Consider the following 17,533-nt stretch of genomic DNA (forward strand, 5'->3'; position numbering starts at 1 on the left):
GTCTGTTGCTGACTGCGGTGGAAAGAGGTAAGAGGCGCTCTGCCCGTCCTTTCAGGGCTGGGCCAGGCATGGGAAGCTAGGGACCTGGTTCCCGCGGTCTGGCTCTCGCCCGGGTCTGGAAGGCGCGACGCTCTCCCCCTCATTCCTGTGCTTGTCACAGGAATCCAGCCACGGCGCGTCTGCGTCGTGAAAAGACTTGTCTCGGCAATCGGGAGGTCTTGCGCGCCTAGGACTGGGCGCACTGGATTCCTGTGACAAGCACAGGAATGAGGAAGGATCGGGGGCGAGGCGTGCAGTTCAACGGCTGGCCGCCAGATAATCGCCATGGATGACGGCGCCTGACATCAGGGCGCCTTGGAAAAATTCGGAGTTCGACTGTGGCTACACTACCTGTTGAAAAAATGCGTGAGCTGGAGCGCCGGTTCGGCGAGATCGAGGCGCGCATGTCCGAAGGCCCGGCGGCGGATGTCTACGTCAAGCTGGCGTCCGAGTATTCCGAGCTGCAGCCCGTCGTCATGAAGATCCGCGACTACGAAAAAGCGACGGCGGAGCGGGCCGATCTCGAAGCGATGCTGGGCGACAAGACGGTCGACCGCGAGATGCGCGACCTGGCCGATATGGAGCTGCCCGGCGTGCGCGAGCGTATCGAGACGCTGGAGACCGAGATACAGATCCTATTGCTGCCGAAGGATGCCGCCGACGAGAAGAGCGCCATCCTCGAAATCCGTGCCGGGACCGGTGGTTCCGAAGCGGCGCTGTTTGCCGGCGACCTTTTCCGCATGTACGAGCGTTTCGCCTCGGTGAACGGCTGGAAGGTTGAAATTCTCTCCTCGAGCGACGGCGAAGCGGGCGGCTACAAGGAAGTGATTGCGACGATCACCGGCAAGGGCGTTTTCTCCAAGCTCAAGTTCGAATCCGGGGTGCACCGGGTGCAGCGCGTACCGGCCACCGAGGCCGGCGGCCGCATCCACACTTCCGCGGCCACGGTGGCGGTGCTGCCCGAGGCCGAAGAGGTGGATATCGAAGTGCGCGAGCAGGATATCCGCATCGACACGATGCGCTCGTCGGGCGCCGGCGGCCAGCACGTCAACACGACGGACTCGGCTGTTCGCATCACCCATATGCCGTCTGGCATCGTCGTCACCAGTTCAGAAAAATCGCAGCATCAGAACCGCGCCAAGGCGATGCAGGTGCTGCGCTCCAGGCTCTACGACATGGAGCGCCAGCGGGTCGACAACGAGCGCTCGGCCGACCGCAAGAGCCAGGTCGGCTCCGGCGACCGCTCGGAGCGCATCCGCACCTATAATTTTCCGCAAGGGCGCATCACCGACCACCGCATCAACCTGACGCTCTACAAGCTGGACCGGATGATGGAAGGCGAGATCGACGATGTCGTCGATGCGCTGCGTGCCGATCACCAGGCAAGCCAGCTTGCCCAGCTCGGGGATCGCATGTGAGCGACACCGGCCCGACGATCGGCGCATTGCAGGCATCGGCGCGGAGCCGGTTTGCGGAGGCGGGCCTCGACGATCCTGCCGCCGACGCCAAGGTGCTGGTATCCGGGCTGTTCGGGCTGACGTTCACCGAGATCGTCACCCGCTCCGACCAAACGGTGGATGCCGAAGGGGTCGTGCGTCTGGAGGACGCCATCGCGCGTCGTTTGCGCCATGAGCCGGTGCATCGCATTCTTGGCGAGCGGGAATTCTACGGCCTGCCGCTGCGCCTGTCGCCGGCGACGCTGGAGCCCCGGGCGGACACCGAGATCCTGGTGGACAGCGTCCTGCCGCATCTGCGCAGGCTGGTCGGCTTGCACGGGAGCATCGATATTCTCGACATGGGCACCGGCACCGGCGCCATCTGCCTCGCTCTGCTGCATGAATGTCGCGAGGCAGCGGGTTTGGGCAGCGACATCTCCGCCGACGCGCTGGCGACGGCCAGGGGAAATGCCGAACGCAATGGCCTTGCCGACCGGTTCCGCACCGCAGAGGGCAGCTGGTTCACGCCGATTTCGGGACGGTTTCACGCAATCGTCTCAAATCCCCCTTATATCGTATCGGACGTTATGCCGACACTGGCTCCGGAGGTCAGGGATTTCGATCCGACGGCGGCGCTCGATGGCGGCCGGGACGGTCTTGATGCCTACCGGGCAATCGCTGCGGACGCTGCGCAATTTCTTCACGACGACGGCGTGCTCGGTCTCGAAATCGGTTATGACCAGCGCCCGACAGTCACCGCCTTGTTCGAGGGCTCGGGGTTCAGATTGATAGAGGCAGCGCGCGATTATGGTCACAACGACCGTGCCCTGATCTTCGCAAAAGGTATATAACGCGCTGAAAATACAAGTCTTTCCTACTTTATTATGCTGTTAAAGAAAAGGACTTGGATTTAGCCGGGAAGCAATATAGGTTGCGCTCACGCGTTGGGCAGCCGGAAACGAATGGGAGATTCGTTCGGGTTCCGGTCAGCCTCAGGGGTCCGCTCTCTTGAATGAGTGTTGAAGGTTGAACGTACCCGATGCGTGATTCAGTTAATCTGACGTAGTCGAGCGGCAGACGGGGGTTAGACCCGATCTGCTTGCGGCACGCAGGCCCTGGCTCGGTTTGTCCGGCCATGGCGGCAGGGTGCCGCGCGCAATTATCACAACAAGAGAATTCAGGTGAAGGATCTATGAGGCCAGGACAGCAGAACAAGCGCGGTCGAGGGCGTGGCAACAACGGCGGCGGCAGCGGCGGCGGAAACCCCAGCAGCGGCAGCAGCAGCAATAACAGCCAGAACAACAACTTCAATCGGAAGGGATCGAACCCCCTGACCCGGACTTACGATAGTTCTGGTCCCGATGTGAAGATCCGCGGTACCGCCCAGCACATCGCTGAGAAATACTCGACACTGGCTCGCGATTCCCACTCTTCCGGCGACCGCGTCATGGCGGAAAACTATCTTCAGCACGCTGAGCACTATTACCGCATCATCGCAGCCGCACAGGCGCAGATGCAGGAACGCTTCCAGCGCGAAGATAGGCAGGATTTCAATGATCGCGACGGCAACGAGCGCGACATGGACGACATGGACGGCAACGAGATGGACGATCAGCCAATGATCGCGCCTTCGATGCAGAGCCGCAATGCGCCGCAGCAGTCGATGCCGCAGCAACCGGCCCACGGTCCCGTCGCCAGCCAGCAGCCGAGCCCGGCGCCGCAGCCGGCTCCGGTCCAGCAGGATGCAACGCCTGGCGAGGGCGATCAGCCCCAGCCGCAGGCCGAAGCCCAGCGGGCGCCGCGCCAGCCACGCACACCGCGCGTCTACACGCCACGTACGCCGGCCGCAGCTCCCGCTCCCGTCAACGACGGTACCGGCCCTCAGCCCGAAATCGTCGGCACGCCAGCGGAAGTTGCCATCGAGGAAGCCCAGGGCACCGAGGAGCCGCGCCAGCCGCGTCGTCGCGCTGCTGGCCGTCCGCGCCGCCCGCGCCTCACCGATAGCGATGCTCCCGGCGAAGGTGGCAACGACGCCCCGAACCTTGCGGATGTCGGCTCCGAATAGGCATTTTCGCCACTTCGCACATTGAATTGATACACATCAAGATACCCCGGTTCATCCGGGGTATTTTCGTTTTCAGCACCCTTTAAACAGCGTAATTTCCCACCCATATGTTCTTCGGCTGCGGCACTGTCCCTGACGGATGCGGCACCGGGATCTGCCTTTTCAGGGGGTCTTCTCTCACTCTCGTTCTGTGCCGAAAAGCGGGCAGGGCGATCCATGGAGGTTCTAAGATGGATATCGAAAAATACTCTGAACGGCTGCGCGGCTTTCTGCAGTCTGCCCAGACCAACGCACTCGGTCAGGATCACCAGCAGTTCACCGCCGAGCATGTGCTCAAGGTTCTTCTCGACGACGACCAGGGCATGGCTGCCTCGCTGATCCAGCGTGCGGGCGGCGATCCCAAGGCGGCCAAGCTTGCCAACGATGCGGCCCTGGCGAAAATTCCGAAGGTTTCGGGTGGCAATGGCCAGGTCTACCTGGCGCAGCCGCTGGCCAAGGTGTTCACGACTGCCGAGGATCTTGCCAAGAAGGCAGGCGACAGTTTCGTCACCGTCGAGCGTCTGCTGCAGGCGCTGGCGATGGAATCGAGCGCCTCGACATCGACGACGCTGAAGAATGCCGGTGTGACGCCTATCGGTCTCAACAAGGCTATCGACGAGATCCGCAAGGGCCGTACCGCTGATTCTTCGAATGCCGAGAACGGCTACGAGGCGCTGAAGAAATATGCGCGCGATCTGACTGCCGAGGCGCGCGAAGGCCGTCTCGATCCTGTCATCGGCCGTGACGACGAAATCCGTCGCACGATCCAGGTGCTGTCGCGTCGCACCAAGAACAATCCGGTGCTGATCGGCGAGCCCGGCGTCGGCAAGACGGCGATCGTCGAAGGCCTTGCGCTACGCATCGTCAACGGCGACGTGCCGGAATCGCTGAAGGAAAAGAAGCTGATGGCGCTCGACATGGGCGCGCTGATTGCCGGTGCGAAATTCCGAGGTGAATTCGAGGAGCGGCTGAAGGCTGTGCTCAACGAGGTGCAGTCGGAAAACGGCGAGATCATCCTGTTCATCGACGAGATGCACACGCTGGTCGGTGCCGGCAAGGGCGATGGGGCCATGGACGCTTCCAACCTCCTGAAGCCGGCGCTGGCACGCGGCGAGCTGCATTGCGTCGGTGCTACGACGCTCGACGAATATCGCAAGCATGTCGAGAAGGACCCGGCGCTGGCCCGTCGTTTCCAGCCGGTCATGGTCAGCGAGCCTACGGTCGAGGACACCATCTCGATCCTGCGCGGGCTCAAGGAGAAATACGAGCAGCATCACAAGGTGCGCATAGCCGACGCCGCTCTGGTGGCGGCAGCGACCCTGTCGAACCGCTACATCACGGACCGCTTCCTGCCCGACAAGGCCATCGATCTGATGGACGAGGCGGCAGCGCGGCTGCGCATGCAGGTGGATTCCAAGCCGGAGGAACTGGACGAACTCGATCGTCGCGTCATCCAGCTGAAGATCGAGCGCGAGGCGCTGAAAAAGGAAACCGACGTGGCCTCGGCCGACCGGCTGGTGCGGCTCGAAACGGAGCTCACCAACCTCGAGGAGCAGGCCGATGCGCTGACGGCTCGCTGGCAGGCGGAAAAGTCCAAGCTCGGCCTTGCCGCGGACCTCAAGAAGCAGCTCGATGAAGCCCGCAACGAACTGGCGATTGCCCAGCGCAAAGGTGAATTCCAGCGCGCCGGCGAGCTTGCCTATGGCGTCATCCCCGGTCTTGAAAAGGACCTGACGGAGGCCGAAGCCCAGGATCACACGCAGAATGCGATGGTTCAGGAGGTGGTGACCGCCGACAACATCGCCCATATCGTCTCGCGCTGGACCGGCATCCCGACCGAAAAGATGCTCGAAGGTGACAAGGACAAGCTGCTCCGCATGGAAGACGAGCTGGCGAAATCGGTGGTCGGGCAGGGCGATGCAGTGCAAGCCGTTTCGCGTGCCGTGCGCCGCGCCCGCGCCGGTCTGCAGGATCCGAACCGGCCGCTTGGCTCGTTCATCTTCCTCGGGCCGACCGGCGTCGGCAAGACGGAGCTGACAAAGGCACTGGCCCGCTTCCTGTTCGACGACGACAGCGCCATGGTGCGCATGGATATGTCGGAATATATGGAGAAACACTCCGTATCCCGGCTGATCGGTGCCCCTCCCGGCTATGTCGGCTACGATGAAGGCGGGTCGCTGACCGAAGCCGTCCGTCGCCGTCCTTATCAGGTCGTGCTGTTCGACGAGATCGAGAAGGCCCATCCCGACGTCTTCAACGTGCTGCTGCAGGTGCTGGACGACGGACGCCTGACGGACGGGCAGGGCCGGACGGTCGATTTCCGCAACACGATGATCATCATGACGTCGAACCTTGGCTCCGACTATTTGACCAAGCTGGGCGAGAACGATGACAGCGAGGCGGTGCGCGAACCGGTCATGGGCGAGGTCCGCAGCCATTTCCGGCCGGAATTCCTCAACCGGATCGACGAGATCATCCTGTTCCACCGCCTGAAGCGGAGTGAGATGGGAGCAATCGTCGACATCCAGCTGAAGCGGCTGATCACGCTGCTTTCCGAGCGCAAGATCACGCTGGAACTCGACGACGATGCACGCAGCTGGCTGGCCGACAAGGGCTACGATCCGGTTTACGGGGCGCGGCCGCTGAAACGGGCGATTCAGAAATACGTCCAGGATCCGCTTGCCGAGCAGATCCTGTCGGGGCAGGTGCCGGACAACTCGCTGGTCAAGGTCACCAGCGGAAGCGACCGCCTCCTGTTCCGCCCACGCGAGACCGTGCCACAGGCGGCGTAAGGGTTTGCGGTGCAAAAGGAGATGGGGCTGGCGGCAACGCCGGCCCTTATTTTGAGGTGGATAGGCGCCCTGTTCAGATAGCCGTTCAGCTAAAGCTTCAAAGGATCGGCCCGTTCCCCTTGCTTCCACGCGAAGAAATCCGGTGGCTGAAGTCCATCCTTTTCGGGCAGATGCAAAATTTCCGACCGGCTTGTTCCGGATGAATGTGCCATGGCAAAATACCCCATGCGGCCACAAACTTCGGAATGCCAGCCGATACGAAAAGAGCGTCGAATGCAGCCTCAGGAACTCATGAAACTCTATGAAACGAAAGTTAACCTGCGGCGCTTCGATGAAGTCGCCCCGCTCATATCGGCGGACGCGGTCTTCTGGTTTACCGACGGTATCCACTGCGGAATTGACGCAATAAGGGCTGCGTTCGAAGAAACGTGGCGCAAGCTTCAAAACGAGACATACTGGCTTGAGGACGTCGACTGGATTGCGGTCACCGATAACGCTGCGAGCTGCATATACCGCTTCCGTTGGAGGGCCGAGATTGATGGGAAAATATATGAAGGCGACGGACGCGGCACTACCATCTTGAGAAAAGACTACGCGCAATGGAAGATCGTCCACGAGCACCTCAGCCGCTTTCCACAGTGATCGAGCGGATTTGGGTCTAACGGTCCTTGATCTTACCCCGCTTGCTACTCCACCTGAGCAGATAACTAAAGCCTGGTCCGATGAGGATACCGCCTATGACCCATTCCATCGCGCCGATTGATTGTTCATCGGGATCGATACCGGCGAGGTAGAGAAAGAGGAAAAATGCTGCTGTGCCGGCAACGATCATCGCCAGGGCAAAAAACAGATCCTTACGAGAGCTTGTCATGGGGCTCTATCCTCACGCGTCAGTGGTATGAAGCAGGGAAGTAGTGGATTGAAATTCCCCGGCAAGCCGCGCGGTCGCGCTCGCTTTTCCGTCGGCGGCCAGCTGAAGCCGTTGAGCACGCTGTTGTCTGAGTTCAAGGTCATGCTGAAGTTCTGCGAAAAAGCGCGCAGCGAGTTGACCACGAGGCTTGCGCTTTTGTCTTTGGGTGGTGGAGGCAAGGGGTGCTGAGCGCTCTACCTGGCCTATTCCTCTTCGCACCCTGCCCGTCATCGCCAAGTCCTAAATACAAAAATAGCCCGTTAATTGTTTTAAACTTAGAATTTAGCGTAAATTAACCAATGCCTCCTAGTTTCTGCAATTACCGGACACGCCAGTCGAGATGACATGATGTCGCCTCTTGCCGGGAGCCATGCTGCTGATTTGCGGCATGATCCCTTGTAATCGGATAAATCTCCCCTTCATCTCTACATCGTCTCCGCCGCACCCGATTTCTTCTTCTAAATCCAGATTGTTATTTGCGCGCTTCTGCAAGCGCCGCCTGCTGCCGTGCGCGCGGGAATCAGGATGCGGATTTTCTGTGCTTCGGCGGCAATGCGGTGGGGCTGAAGATCGTTTCAAACGCCGTGCCGGACGATCTCCGTGGGGATGGATCGACTTTCACCAACAATCGAACGCGTGAAAACGCCACTGAACCGCCAGAGGATACCGACCCGATGCTGACGTACTTCAACAACCTCAAGATACTCTACAAAATCTCAGTCACCCTTGTGGTGCTGATGGCCATCAATGTCGCCGTCAGTGCGATCAGCGGAAATTCGATTGCGACTCAGCAGCAGGCCTCGGGCTGGACCGAGCATACCTACAAGGTTCTGGCCCGGCTCGAGGGTGTCGTCGCTGCCATGGTGGATCAGGAAACCGGCATGCGCGGCTATGTGATCTCCTCGAACCCCAACTTCCTGGAACCCCAGAAGGCCGGTGCCGCAGCCTATGCAGACAATCTGGCGCAGCTCCGGGCTCTCACCTCCGATAATCCTGTCCAGCAACGGCGTCTCGACGATCTCGACACATTGGTGAAGACCTGGACGCAAAAGGTGGTCGAGCCGGAAACCGTGCTGGTGAAAGATCCCGCGACCTATGAGCAGGCCCGCCAGATCGAGATTTCGGGCGCTGGCAAGCAAACCATGGATGGTATCCGGGCAAAGGTGAAGGAGATGGCGGCAGACGAGCAGGCTCTCCTCGTCAAGCGCGCGTCGCTTTCGGAGAATGCTGCGTCCACGGCGCAGATGGCCATTTATGTCGGCGGCGGCGCAATGCTGTTCGTCGCTGTACTCGGCATGTATCTCCTGAACCTCGGTCTGGTTCGCCCGGTTTCCGGCATCAATGCGACGATGACGCGTATTGCCAACGGAGAAACCGGCGTGGTCGTTCCCGGTATCGGCCGCAAGGACGAAATCGGCCAGATGGCCGCTGCCGTCGGTGTCTTCCAGGAGAATGCCATCGAGCGCATCCGGCTCGCACAGGATGCCGATACCAATCGCAGCCTGACCGAACAGGAACGCCGCAAGAGCAGTGAAGCCGAGCGCATCAAGGCTGAATCCATGGCCGAGGCGACATCCGGGCTCGGCGAAGGCCTGAAGCACCTTGCCAGCGGCGACCTGACCTTTCAGCTTGCCAGCAAGTTCGCTCCCGAGTTCGAAAGCCTCCGGGAAGACTTCAACGCCGCAGTCCAGCAGCTTGCCGAAACCTTGCGGGCTGTGGCGCAGGCAACGAGCGGGATCGATACCGGCAGTCGCGAAGTCAGCGTCAGCGCCGACGACCTGTCCAAGCGCACGGAGCAACAGGCGGCTTCGCTGGAAGAAACGGCCGCTGCCCTCGACCAGATCACCGTCAATGTCAGTAATTCTTCGAAGCGTGCCGAAGAAGCCCGCCAGATTGCCATGCTGGCAAATGAAAGCGCTGCCCAGTCCGGCAAAGTCGTTGCGAATGCCGTCGAGGCGATGCAGAAGATCGAGCAATCGTCGAACGAGATCTCCAACATCATCGGCGTTATCGATGAAATCGCCTTCCAGACCAACCTGCTTGCCTTGAACGCCGGCGTCGAAGCCGCCCGTGCCGGCGAGGCAGGCAAGGGATTTGCCGTCGTCGCCCAGGAGGTCCGCGAACTCGCCCAGCGGTCGGCCAAGGCTGCCAAGGAAATCAAGGACCTGATCCGCAACTCGAGCACCGATGTTCAGAGCGGCGTCAAGCTTGTCAGCGATACCGGCAACGCGCTGCGGACGATCGAAGGCTATATCGTCACCGTCAACCAGCACATGGACTCGATTGCCACTTCGGCGCGCGAACAGTCGGTCGGTCTGGGCGAGGTGAACACCGCCGTCAACCAGATGGACCAGGTGACCCAGCAGAACGCCGCGATGGTCGAGGAAACGAGTGCTGCGGGCGCGACGCTTGCCAGCGAAAGCGGCAAATTGCGGGAGCTCATTTCACAGTTCCAGCTCGGCAGCACCTCCGGTCATGCGCCCCGTGCCATGGCGGCTGCCCCGGCACATCGGCCGGTCCCATCGCCCGCCCGCCGTCTTGCAGGCCAGGTAGCCAAGGCTTTCTCCGCCGGCAATGCCGCCGTCAAGGAAAGCTGGGAAGAGTTCTGATCAGACGACGAACAGCCGGAAGGCCTGAGAGGGCCGACCGGCTGGATCACCGAGGCGAGATGCGGCCGCGAGGCGATCTCGCCGGCCGGTCTGAAAGCTCGATCCGGAAGATATTCAGTCCGGAGACATCCGTCTCGATCTGCTCGAAGCCCTGCCCGAGGTAAAAGCTGTCCATCTCCGGCGTTGCGCAGAGATAGCAGTTATATTTCCCCCATTTCGCAGCTTGCGCCCGCGCGGCGACGATCAGCCGCGTGGCGACCCCTCGTTTTCTTGCATGCGGCTCGACCCATAAAGCCGCGATCCACGGTGTATAGTCCGGGCGTGCATCCAGGTCGTTTTCAATCATCAGCACCGAGCCCAGATAGATGCCGTCCTCTTCGGCGACGAGGCAAAAGGGAATGCCGTCGTTCTCGATCATAGGGTCCAGGTGGGCGCGATATTGCGCCAGAGTGACCCCCGTCTCCGTCCACCAGGCGTTCCAGCTGCGATCGGCAACCGTATCTGCGAAGGCTGGATTGTCTTTGAGGCGCAATATTTGCATTCTGTCATTCTCCCTTCGGTTCTCCATTTTATTCACTCTACCCTCGCTCCGAGAAATGCGGCGCAGATTGCGGCCAGCAGCGCCAGGCCTGCGGGGACGAGCATGACGGCAAAGAACAGCGGGATGGCACTGGCGCCTGCGATAAACGGGCCGCCGAGCGAGACAATCAGAGCACCGCCGCCGATGCTGAGGGCGGCCGCCAATCCTGCCGCGGTTCCGGCATGGTCGGGATGGGCGGAAAGCACGCCGCTGTTGGCGGCGGGCATGGTCAGCCCGTTGCCGATGCCGATGAACATGCAGGGCCCGAAAAGCGCAAAAGCGTTGCCCGCGTCCATGAGCGCAAGGCCGAGACCGAGCAGCAGGCCGGTACAGGTCAGCGTCCGCGCCGTGACGAGGACGGTGCCGAGCGACATTCTCGAAGCGTAACGACCAGCAAGCAAGCTGCCGAGCATAAAGCCGGCCGGGACAATACCCATGGAGAGGCCCAGTTTCGCGGTCGAGCCGCCAAGCAAGGGACCGAGGGCAACAGGGGCGCCTGCGAGAAAGAGGTAGAGCGTCCCCATGGATGCCGCCATGCAGAGCGCATAGCACCAGAATGCGGACGAACGGATGAGCCGGAGATAGGCGCCCGCGCTACTGTGCGACCTGCGGGCTCGGTCAGCGGTTTCTGGCAGCGTCACAAGGCTGAGGATGAGGACGGCGGTACCGGCCGTTGCCAGCGTGATGAAGATCGCCCGCCATCCGAAGGCCGCATCCAGCGAACCCCCGACGACGGGTGCGAGCATCGGAGCAAGGGCCCATCCCATCGCGAGGTAACCAAACCGGCTGGCTGTCGCATGTCCGCCCGAGGTCTCCTTGATGATGACGAGGGCTATCGAAAAGCAGGCGGCTATCGATGCCTGCAGAGCCCTGAAAATCATGAAGGCGACGATATCCGTGGAGACGGCGCAACCGATCGATGCCGAGATGAAGACAACGATGGCCGTCAGGGCGACGGGCCTCCGTCCGTATCGATCCGAGATTGCACCGGAAACGATCTCGATTAAAGCCGTGACAACAGCATAGCCGGCAACGGAAAGGCTGACGACGGCGGAACTGGCGTGAAACTCGGCGGCGATGTGCGGCAGCGACGGCAGGATCATGTTGACTGGCACAACCGAGAGCGCCGTCAGCAAGATCAGCGAGAGCAGCGGAGGTGGGGCGGGCGTCTGGCTGGCAGTAGCAGATGCAGACGGGTGTCTGAGCGTGTTGTCCGGAGATGCGGCTATCATCGTTCGGTCCTGTCGGTGGGATGAAAGGGATCGACGGGGCTCAGCCAGATTTGAGGCATAAAAAAAGGCCCCGTCGGGAGCCTGTTCGTCGCGCATGGGTGCTTCCGCCGGATGGCTATGCCATCCTGCCCATGCGCGCACTCACCACCTGAAAAAACGTCGCAGCTTTCATGACGGCCAAGCTAGGCATAAATCCTGAGATCGTCAACGGGGCGCATTTCCAAGGTATGGATGACCGCCGCTACCGATCAACGGGTGGTTCTGACAGGATCTCGTTCAGCGCCTTCACCAAACGCTCGCATTCGGCATCGGTGCCGATCGTGATGCGCAGGTAGTTTTTGATGCGGGGCTTTGCAAAATGCCGGACGAGCAGGGATCTTTGCCTGAGTTCGGCGAGAAGATCGCTTGCCGTGCGCGTCGGATGCGTGACGAACAGGAAGTTGGCCGAGGATGGAAGCACATCGAAGTCAAGCGCGCGCAACGCCGCTGCCAGACGCTCGCGGCTGGCGACGATCATGGCTCGGTGTTTGTCGAACCATGCCCGGTCTTCCCAGGCTGCGATGGCGCCGGCCTCCGCCAGCCGGTCGAGCGGGTAAGAGTTGAAGCTGTCGCGCACCCGTTCCAGCGCATCGATCAGCGGTCTCTGGCCGATCGCAAAGCCGACGCGAAGGCCGGCAAGGCTGCGGGATTTCGAAAAGGTCTGGACGACCAGCAGGTTCGGATAGCGCTCGACCAGCGGCACCGCGCTGTCGCCGCCGAAATCCACATAGGCTTCGTCGATTACCACCACCTGATCGGGGTGCTCGAGCAGCAGCCTCTCGATTTCGCCCAGCGGCAGGGCGGTACCGGTGGGTGCGTTCGGGTTGGGCAGGATGATCGCGCCGCAGGCTTGCCGGAAGTCGTCGATCCGCACCGACATGGCCTCATCGAGCGGAATTTCGCGATAGGGCACGTCGAACAGCCGGCAGTAGGTGGTGTAGAAGCTGTAGGTGATGTCCGGAAAGAGCAGCGGCGCATCGTGTTTCAAAAGCGCCTTGAAGACATGCGCCAGCACCTCGTCGGAGCCATTGCCGACAAACACCCGGTCGGGCTCGAAACCGTAGCTATCGGCAATCGCGGTGCGCAGGCGGCGGGATGTCGGATCGGGATAGAGCCGCAACGAACCGTCCAGCTGCGCGGCAATTGCCGCCGCCACCTCAGGCGAAGGCCCATAGGCGCTTTCGTTGGCGTTCAGTTTGACCAGGCCGGGGATCTTCGATTGTTCGCCGGCAACATAGGGCGTCAATGTCGAGACGATGGGGCTCCAGAAGCGGCTCATGTGTTTTCCCTGGGTGACTATGGCGCCAATCTTGCAAACTCCGTCCCTCAAAGCAACGCAATGCCCGCCGTTCGTCCGACAGGAGCGGGCGGGATGCGTCAGTCAGTTTCGCGAGACAGTTTTGCTTCCGCAAAAATTGCTGTCGCCCAGGCGAGAAAGACGCGCAGCCTTGGCGCCAGCTGGCGGTTTTGCGGGTAGAGCGCGAAATAGGGCGTCGGGCTCGGGGAGAAGTCCTTCAGCACCTCGACCAGCACGCCCTCTTCGAAATCCTGTCGGAAGCGATAGCGCGGCGCCTGTACCAGGCCCAGTCCCATGCGGGCAAGTTCATGCATGGTATCGGAACTGTTGGTGGTCACCCGGGTCGGCAGGTGGATATCGCGCCTCTTGCCAGCGACGGTAAATTCGAGCGGCAGGACTTCGCCGGACCGGGACGAAAGGAAGCCGATCATCACGTGGCCGTCCAGCCCGTCCGGCGAGGTCGGCACCCCGTGCGCCTCGAGATAGGCCGGGCTGGCGCAGGTGACCTCCTCGACGAGGGCAAGCCGGCGCATGATCATGCCGCTGTCGGAAGGTTCGCCGGCGCGAATGACGCAATCGACACCGTCGCGCAGCAGATCGACCAGCCGGTCTCCCTGTCCCAGATGCAGGTCGATCAGCGGGTAGCGCTCCAGGAATTCCGGCAGGTGCGGCAAAAGAAAGGTGCGGGTGACCTGCGCATTGGCGTCGATACGCAACAGGCCGCGCGGACGATCGTCACGAAAGGCGTTTTCCGCCGCCTCGACATCCGCCAGGATAGACAGGCAGCGGTGGTAAAAAGCCTCGCCGTCCAGCGTCGGCATCACATGACGTGTGGAGCGCTCCAGCAATCTCGCGCCGATATCGGCTTCCAGCTGCTTGATCGCCTCGGTCGCCGTCGAGCGTGCAAGACCGCTATCGGCTGCCGCAGCGGTGAAGCTGCGGCGCTCGACAATGCGGACGAACAATTGCAGGCGATCCAGGCGATCCATTCAGCTTGTTCATCACAGCCGAATAGAGATGTCAAATTAGCGGTGATTGTTCTATTCTGGCATCGGCGTATTGGTCTCCTCATCAGAAGGAGATCAACATGACAGATCAACATTCCCGCACCGCCATCATTACCGGTGCTTCCAAGGGTATCGGCGCCGCCATCGCCCGGCGGCTGGCCCGCGATGGTATCGCCGTCGTCGTCAATTATGCCAGCGGTCGCCAGGCTGCGGACGAGGTCGTCGCCACGATCGCTGCTGCCGGCGGCCGGGCAATCGCGGTCGGCGCCGATATTGGCGCAGCAGATTGCATGAGCACCCTGTTCGATGCCGCTGAACAGGAATTCGGCAAGGTCGACATCCTCGTCAACAATGCCGGCATCATGTCGCTGTCTCCGCTTGCCGACGTCGACGACGCCGCGTTCGAGCGGATGGTGTCGGTCAATATCGGCGGCGTTTTCCGCGGCATGCGCGAGGCGGCACGGCGACTGCGAGAAGGCGGCCGGATCGTCAGCTTCTCGTCGAGCGTCGTCGGTCTCTACCAGCCGAATTACGCAATCTACGCCGCCACCAAGGCAGCGGTCGAGGCAATGACCCACATTCTTGCCAAGGAGCTCGGACCCAAGGGCATTACCGTCAATGCCGTGGCGCCCGGGCCAGTCGAGACCGATCTCTTCATGACGGGCAAAAGCGACGCGCTGGTCAAGGCCATCGCCGGCACGATCCCTCTCGGGCGGCTCGGCCAGCCCGACGACATCGCCGGCCTCGTCTCGTTCCTGTCCGGCCCCGATAGCGGCTGGGTCAACGGCCAGGTCATCCGCGCCAATGGCGGCGCGATCTGAACATTGCGAATGCGTGCTGGCCATGTCTCGGCTCAACCGGGCCAGGCCAGCCGCCAATCCGTCTCCAATCCAAGGGAATCCCTATGCCGTTTGCCAATTTCAAGCTGCCCGAAGGCGCTCTCTCCAAAGCCCAGAAGGAAGAACTGATCCATCGGACCACGGACCTGCTGGTCGCCTATCTCAGCGAAGCGGCCCGACCGCACACCATGGTGCTGATCGAGACCGTGCCAGACGGCGGTTATGGTCGTGCCGACGAGGTCTTCGTCATTCCGCAAGCCTATCGGGCCGAGGAGCCGGCCTGACGCTCCGGCAACCTAGCCGCGGCTTGCCACCTGCTTGGCCTTTTCGTCCGACAGCAGGGTGTCGATGCGCTTGCGCTCGTCCTCGAATTTTGCGAGTGCAGTGCCGTCCAGAGATTTGCCGCCGGGAAGGCGGATGCGCAGCGGATCGACCTTGGTGCCGTTGACGATCAGCTCGTAGTGCAGATGGGCGCCGGTTGCCATGCCGGTCGAGCCGATGAAGCCGATTACCTGGCCCTGCACCACCTTTGCGCCGGGCACGACGCCCTTGGCGATGGCGCTCTGGTGATTGTAGGAAGAGACATAGCCGTTGGCGTGGCGGATCAGCGTCTGGTTGCCGAAGCCGCCGGAATCCCAGCCGGCCTTCTCGACGATACCGTTGCCGGCGGCGATGATCGGCGTGCCGCGCGGGCCGGCCCAGTCGACGCCGGTGTGCATGCGGGCAAAGCCGAGGATCGGATGGCGGCGCATGCCGAAGCCCGAGGTAAAGACGCCTGTCGGCACCGGGTTGCGCAGCAGGAACTGGCGGATGCTTTTGCCGTCCTCGTTGAAATAGTCGATCGAATGGTCGTCCGGGTCCTCGAAACGGTAGAAACGGGTGACCGTGTCGCCGAACCGGGCGTTGACGTAGAGCAGTTCCGAATCCGACGTCGCCTGGCCCTTGCCGTTGACGACGGAGAAGAAGGCTTCGAGCATGTCAGTCGGTTTCAGCTGCGCCTGGAAATCGACATTGCTGGCCAGCAGCTTGATGATCTGCGACAGCATCTCGCGGGTCATCCCATAGGCAAGGCCTGCCCGATAGATCCCGTCATAGACGCGCGGCAGGTCGCGCCCGGCGGCCACAGGCGCCGTGTCGTTGTCGAAAGCCGTGGCGATTGCGTCGAGCAGCGGCGGTTCGCTGCCGGCGACGAAATGGCCGCTGTCGTCGAGCGCAACGGTCAGCGCATGCTTGGTGCCATGATAAAGGCTGGCGCGAATAATCTTGGCGCGCTCGCCGGTCTGCAGGATGCCGATCCGCAAGACGTCCCCGGCATTGACGACCGGTGCGCCGTAGAGCGGCTCGATGCTGCCGGCGACCGTGCTCGCATCGGCGGGAGGATAGCCGGCAGCGGTGAGGGCGGCCTCGATGGCGGTCGTCTGGCGCACGGGGATGATGTCGTCGGCATATTCCGGCGTGTTCGGCGTCACCTGTTCCGGCACCGAGACGGACATGTTCTCCTCGACGATACGGGCGGCAAGCCCCGCCGTCAGGTCGACATCGGCTTCATCGGTCGCAAAGCGGCGCGGGTCGACGTAATAGAGTGCCGAAAGCTGGGTGTTGGCGTCTGTGAGGATCGAGCCGTTCGAGCGGACGTTTTCCTCGACCTCGTCCAGCGACATTGCCGGGGCGAGGGTGAAGGGTGTGCCCTTGACCGGAAAGGGCACGGTCTTCAGGCTGACTTCGGATTCGACGTCGGATCCGTAGAGGGCACCGGTGTGGTTGACTGCAGCCGGCAACTTGTCGTCGGTGGCAAAGATCGCCAGCGGATCGAAGGCCGGATAGCTCTCCGAGGTGGCGTGGGTGGCGGCCAGTTGCATCTTCACATGGGCGAAGGGCTGGCGGCGGACGACATCCTTGTCGCCGTCGCGCACGACCGTCGAGACTTCGAGAATGCTGCGGTCGGCAGGCTTGGCGGCGACCTGCGTGGCCACCAGCCGTCCGCCGCGCGTCACGGATGCGTCGCCGTCGCCGGGGTTGCCGCTGTCGGTCGTTGCATAGGCCTCGGCCGGAATGGCGAGCTGCTGGCGGCCGTCGAGCGCTGCAAAAAGCGCCATGCCCATCAACATGCTGGAGGTGATGCCGGTCAGGAACGTTCCGGAAAGCCAGCGCAGGGAGACTTCGCGCCGGTCGGGCGCACGCCGGCCGTCGGCCAGGATCGGCGGCTCGTTACCGAGCGAGCGAAGCATCGCCTTGTCCGTCACCATTCCAATCCGTCCGCTTCCTTCCCCATAAAACAGGCAGCGCCAAAGCTGGCGGCAAGCTGTGCATATTTATTACAGCCAAGTCAAATCAACCCGTGGCCGTTCCTGGGGATGGAGAGCGCCGCCTTTTAGCGCCTGCCACCGCCTTACAAGAGTAAAGTGCGGCGCGGCCGGTGGCTCCGCTTCACAGAGCGCATGGAAGTCCCGGGGTTTGACGGGCTCTCGATGCCCGGGCGCCATGCCGGCATCGACAGCGATCCGATAGGCTCTGTCACGGCACTTTCACACGATTCAAAATTATCGTTCATTTCCAGCGCGTTACGACTTTTTTCTGATTTTGTGAAAATCGACTGTTGACTACTTCGGGAGGTAGGGCCTATAAGCCGGTCACTGACGAGGGCGGCGG

General features: G+C 61.9%; 15 protein-coding genes. 9 read left to right on the top strand and 6 right to left on the bottom strand.

Annotated elements, in window-relative coordinates:
* Positions 1 to 377: 377 nt before the first annotated feature.
* The 5 genes from prfA to EQW76_RS13250 all read left to right on the top strand — a co-directional run bounded on the left by prfA (position 378) and on the right by EQW76_RS13250 (position 7,013).
* A complete protein-coding gene (gene prfA, locus EQW76_RS13230) occupies positions 378 to 1,457 on the top strand; it encodes a peptide chain release factor 1 (RefSeq protein ID WP_142824830.1) in 1,080 nt (359 codons plus the stop codon).
* Positions 1,454 to 2,326, top strand: coding sequence for a peptide chain release factor N(5)-glutamine methyltransferase (gene prmC / locus EQW76_RS13235; RefSeq protein ID WP_142824831.1), 873 nt, complete (start codon positions 1,454 to 1,456; stop codon positions 2,324 to 2,326). Before prfA ends, prmC begins: the two co-directional genes overlap by 4 nt.
* Positions 2,327 to 2,667: 341 nt before the next feature.
* Positions 2,668 to 3,540, top strand: coding sequence for a DUF4167 domain-containing protein (locus EQW76_RS13240; RefSeq protein ID WP_142824832.1), 873 nt, complete (start codon positions 2,668 to 2,670; stop codon positions 3,538 to 3,540).
* A gap of 230 nt (positions 3,541 to 3,770) precedes the next feature.
* Entirely contained in the window at positions 3,771 to 6,371 is a 2,601-nt protein-coding gene (clpB, locus tag EQW76_RS13245; RefSeq protein ID WP_142824833.1) for an ATP-dependent chaperone ClpB, read from the top strand.
* 273 nt (positions 6,372 to 6,644) lie between these two features.
* Positions 6,645 to 7,013, top strand: coding sequence for a nuclear transport factor 2 family protein (locus EQW76_RS13250; protein WP_142824834.1), 369 nt, complete (start codon positions 6,645 to 6,647; stop codon positions 7,011 to 7,013).
* Positions 7,014 to 7,029: 16 nt separating this feature from the next.
* Here the strand turns inward: EQW76_RS13250 and EQW76_RS29240 are convergent, their stop codons facing one another.
* Positions 7,030 to 7,242 (bottom strand): hypothetical protein, encoded by a 213-nt coding sequence (locus EQW76_RS29240; RefSeq protein ID WP_142824835.1) that lies wholly within the window; start codon positions 7,240 to 7,242, stop codon positions 7,030 to 7,032.
* Between the two features lie 48 nt (positions 7,243 to 7,290).
* Between EQW76_RS29240 and EQW76_RS13260 the strand changes: the two genes are divergently transcribed.
* The gene (locus EQW76_RS13260) at positions 7,291 to 7,470 is read left to right on the top strand and encodes a hypothetical protein (protein WP_142824836.1); all 180 of its coding nucleotides are present in this window, start codon (positions 7,291 to 7,293) and stop codon (positions 7,468 to 7,470) included.
* Between the two features lie 485 nt (positions 7,471 to 7,955).
* On the top strand, positions 7,956 to 9,890 hold the full coding sequence (locus EQW76_RS13265; RefSeq protein ID WP_142824867.1) for a methyl-accepting chemotaxis protein: 1,935 nt from the start codon (positions 7,956 to 7,958) through the stop codon (positions 9,888 to 9,890).
* Between the two features lie 46 nt (positions 9,891 to 9,936).
* Here EQW76_RS13265 and EQW76_RS13270 read toward each other — a convergent pair whose 3' ends face one another.
* From EQW76_RS13270 to EQW76_RS13285, 4 genes are all read right to left on the bottom strand, one after another.
* Positions 9,937 to 10,431 carry a GNAT family N-acetyltransferase gene (locus EQW76_RS13270; RefSeq protein WP_224127905.1) on the bottom strand — a complete coding sequence of 165 codons (495 nt, stop codon included), beginning with the start codon at positions 10,429 to 10,431 and terminating at the stop codon, positions 9,937 to 9,939.
* A gap of 32 nt (positions 10,432 to 10,463) precedes the next feature.
* On the bottom strand, positions 10,464 to 11,702 hold the full coding sequence (locus tag EQW76_RS13275) for an MFS transporter (RefSeq protein WP_224127907.1): 1,239 nt from the start codon (positions 11,700 to 11,702) through the stop codon (positions 10,464 to 10,466).
* 241 nt (positions 11,703 to 11,943) lie between these two features.
* Complete coding sequence (gene hisC / locus EQW76_RS13280; RefSeq protein WP_142824838.1) at positions 11,944 to 13,020, bottom strand: histidinol-phosphate transaminase; 1,077 nt, start codon at positions 13,018 to 13,020, stop codon at positions 11,944 to 11,946.
* Positions 13,021 to 13,118: 98 nt separating this feature from the next.
* Entirely contained in the window at positions 13,119 to 14,027 is a 909-nt protein-coding gene (locus EQW76_RS13285) for a LysR family transcriptional regulator (protein WP_142824839.1), read from the bottom strand.
* A 98-nt stretch (positions 14,028 to 14,125) separates the two neighbouring features.
* Here EQW76_RS13285 and EQW76_RS13290 point away from each other — a divergent pair, with 98 nt between their 5' ends.
* Together EQW76_RS13290 and EQW76_RS13295 are read left to right on the top strand one after the other, a co-directional pair.
* Entirely contained in the window at positions 14,126 to 14,866 is a 741-nt protein-coding gene (locus EQW76_RS13290) for an SDR family oxidoreductase (protein WP_142824840.1), read from the top strand.
* An 83-nt stretch (positions 14,867 to 14,949) separates the two neighbouring features.
* A complete protein-coding gene (locus EQW76_RS13295; protein ID WP_142824841.1) occupies positions 14,950 to 15,168 on the top strand; it encodes a 4-oxalocrotonate tautomerase family protein in 219 nt (72 codons plus the stop codon).
* Between the two features lie 12 nt (positions 15,169 to 15,180).
* Here EQW76_RS13295 and EQW76_RS13300 read toward each other — a convergent pair whose 3' ends face one another.
* On the bottom strand, positions 15,181 to 17,130 hold the full coding sequence (locus EQW76_RS13300) for a M23 family metallopeptidase (protein ID WP_142824842.1): 1,950 nt from the start codon (positions 17,128 to 17,130) through the stop codon (positions 15,181 to 15,183).
* Positions 17,131 to 17,533: the final 403 nt, after the last annotated feature.

The sequence above is a fragment of the Rhizobium sp. rho-13.1 genome (assembly GCF_007000305.1).
GTDB lineage: Bacteria > Pseudomonadota > Alphaproteobacteria > Rhizobiales > Rhizobiaceae > Rhizobium > Rhizobium rhododendri.

What these genes read in the sequence shown, in the direction of transcription:
- hisC (WP_142824838.1), bottom strand. Translation starts at nt 13,020, where the DNA reads ATGAGCCGCTTCTGGAGCCCCATCGTCTCGACATTGACGCCCTATGTT.
- EQW76_RS13250 (WP_142824834.1), top strand. Translation starts at nt 6,645, where the DNA reads ATGCAGCCTCAGGAACTCATGAAACTCTATGAAACGAAAGTTAACCTG.
- EQW76_RS13285 (WP_142824839.1), bottom strand. Translation starts at nt 14,027, where the DNA reads ATGGATCGCCTGGATCGCCTGCAATTGTTCGTCCGCATTGTCGAGCGC.
- EQW76_RS13265 (WP_142824867.1), top strand. Translation starts at nt 7,956, where the DNA reads ATGCTGACGTACTTCAACAACCTCAAGATACTCTACAAAATCTCAGTC.
- EQW76_RS13300 (WP_142824842.1), bottom strand. Translation starts at nt 17,130, where the DNA reads ATGGTGACGGACAAGGCGATGCTTCGCTCGCTCGGTAACGAGCCGCCG.
- EQW76_RS29240 (WP_142824835.1), bottom strand. Translation starts at nt 7,242, where the DNA reads ATGACAAGCTCTCGTAAGGATCTGTTTTTTGCCCTGGCGATGATCGTT.
- EQW76_RS13240 (WP_142824832.1), top strand. Translation starts at nt 2,668, where the DNA reads ATGAGGCCAGGACAGCAGAACAAGCGCGGTCGAGGGCGTGGCAACAAC.
- EQW76_RS13275 (WP_224127907.1), bottom strand. Translation starts at nt 11,702, where the DNA reads ATGATAGCCGCATCTCCGGACAACACGCTCAGACACCCGTCTGCATCT.
- EQW76_RS13290 (WP_142824840.1), top strand. Translation starts at nt 14,126, where the DNA reads ATGACAGATCAACATTCCCGCACCGCCATCATTACCGGTGCTTCCAAG.
- clpB (WP_142824833.1), top strand. Translation starts at nt 3,771, where the DNA reads ATGGATATCGAAAAATACTCTGAACGGCTGCGCGGCTTTCTGCAGTCT.
- EQW76_RS13270 (WP_224127905.1), bottom strand. Translation starts at nt 10,431, where the DNA reads ATGCAAATATTGCGCCTCAAAGACAATCCAGCCTTCGCAGATACGGTT.
- EQW76_RS13295 (WP_142824841.1), top strand. Translation starts at nt 14,950, where the DNA reads ATGCCGTTTGCCAATTTCAAGCTGCCCGAAGGCGCTCTCTCCAAAGCC.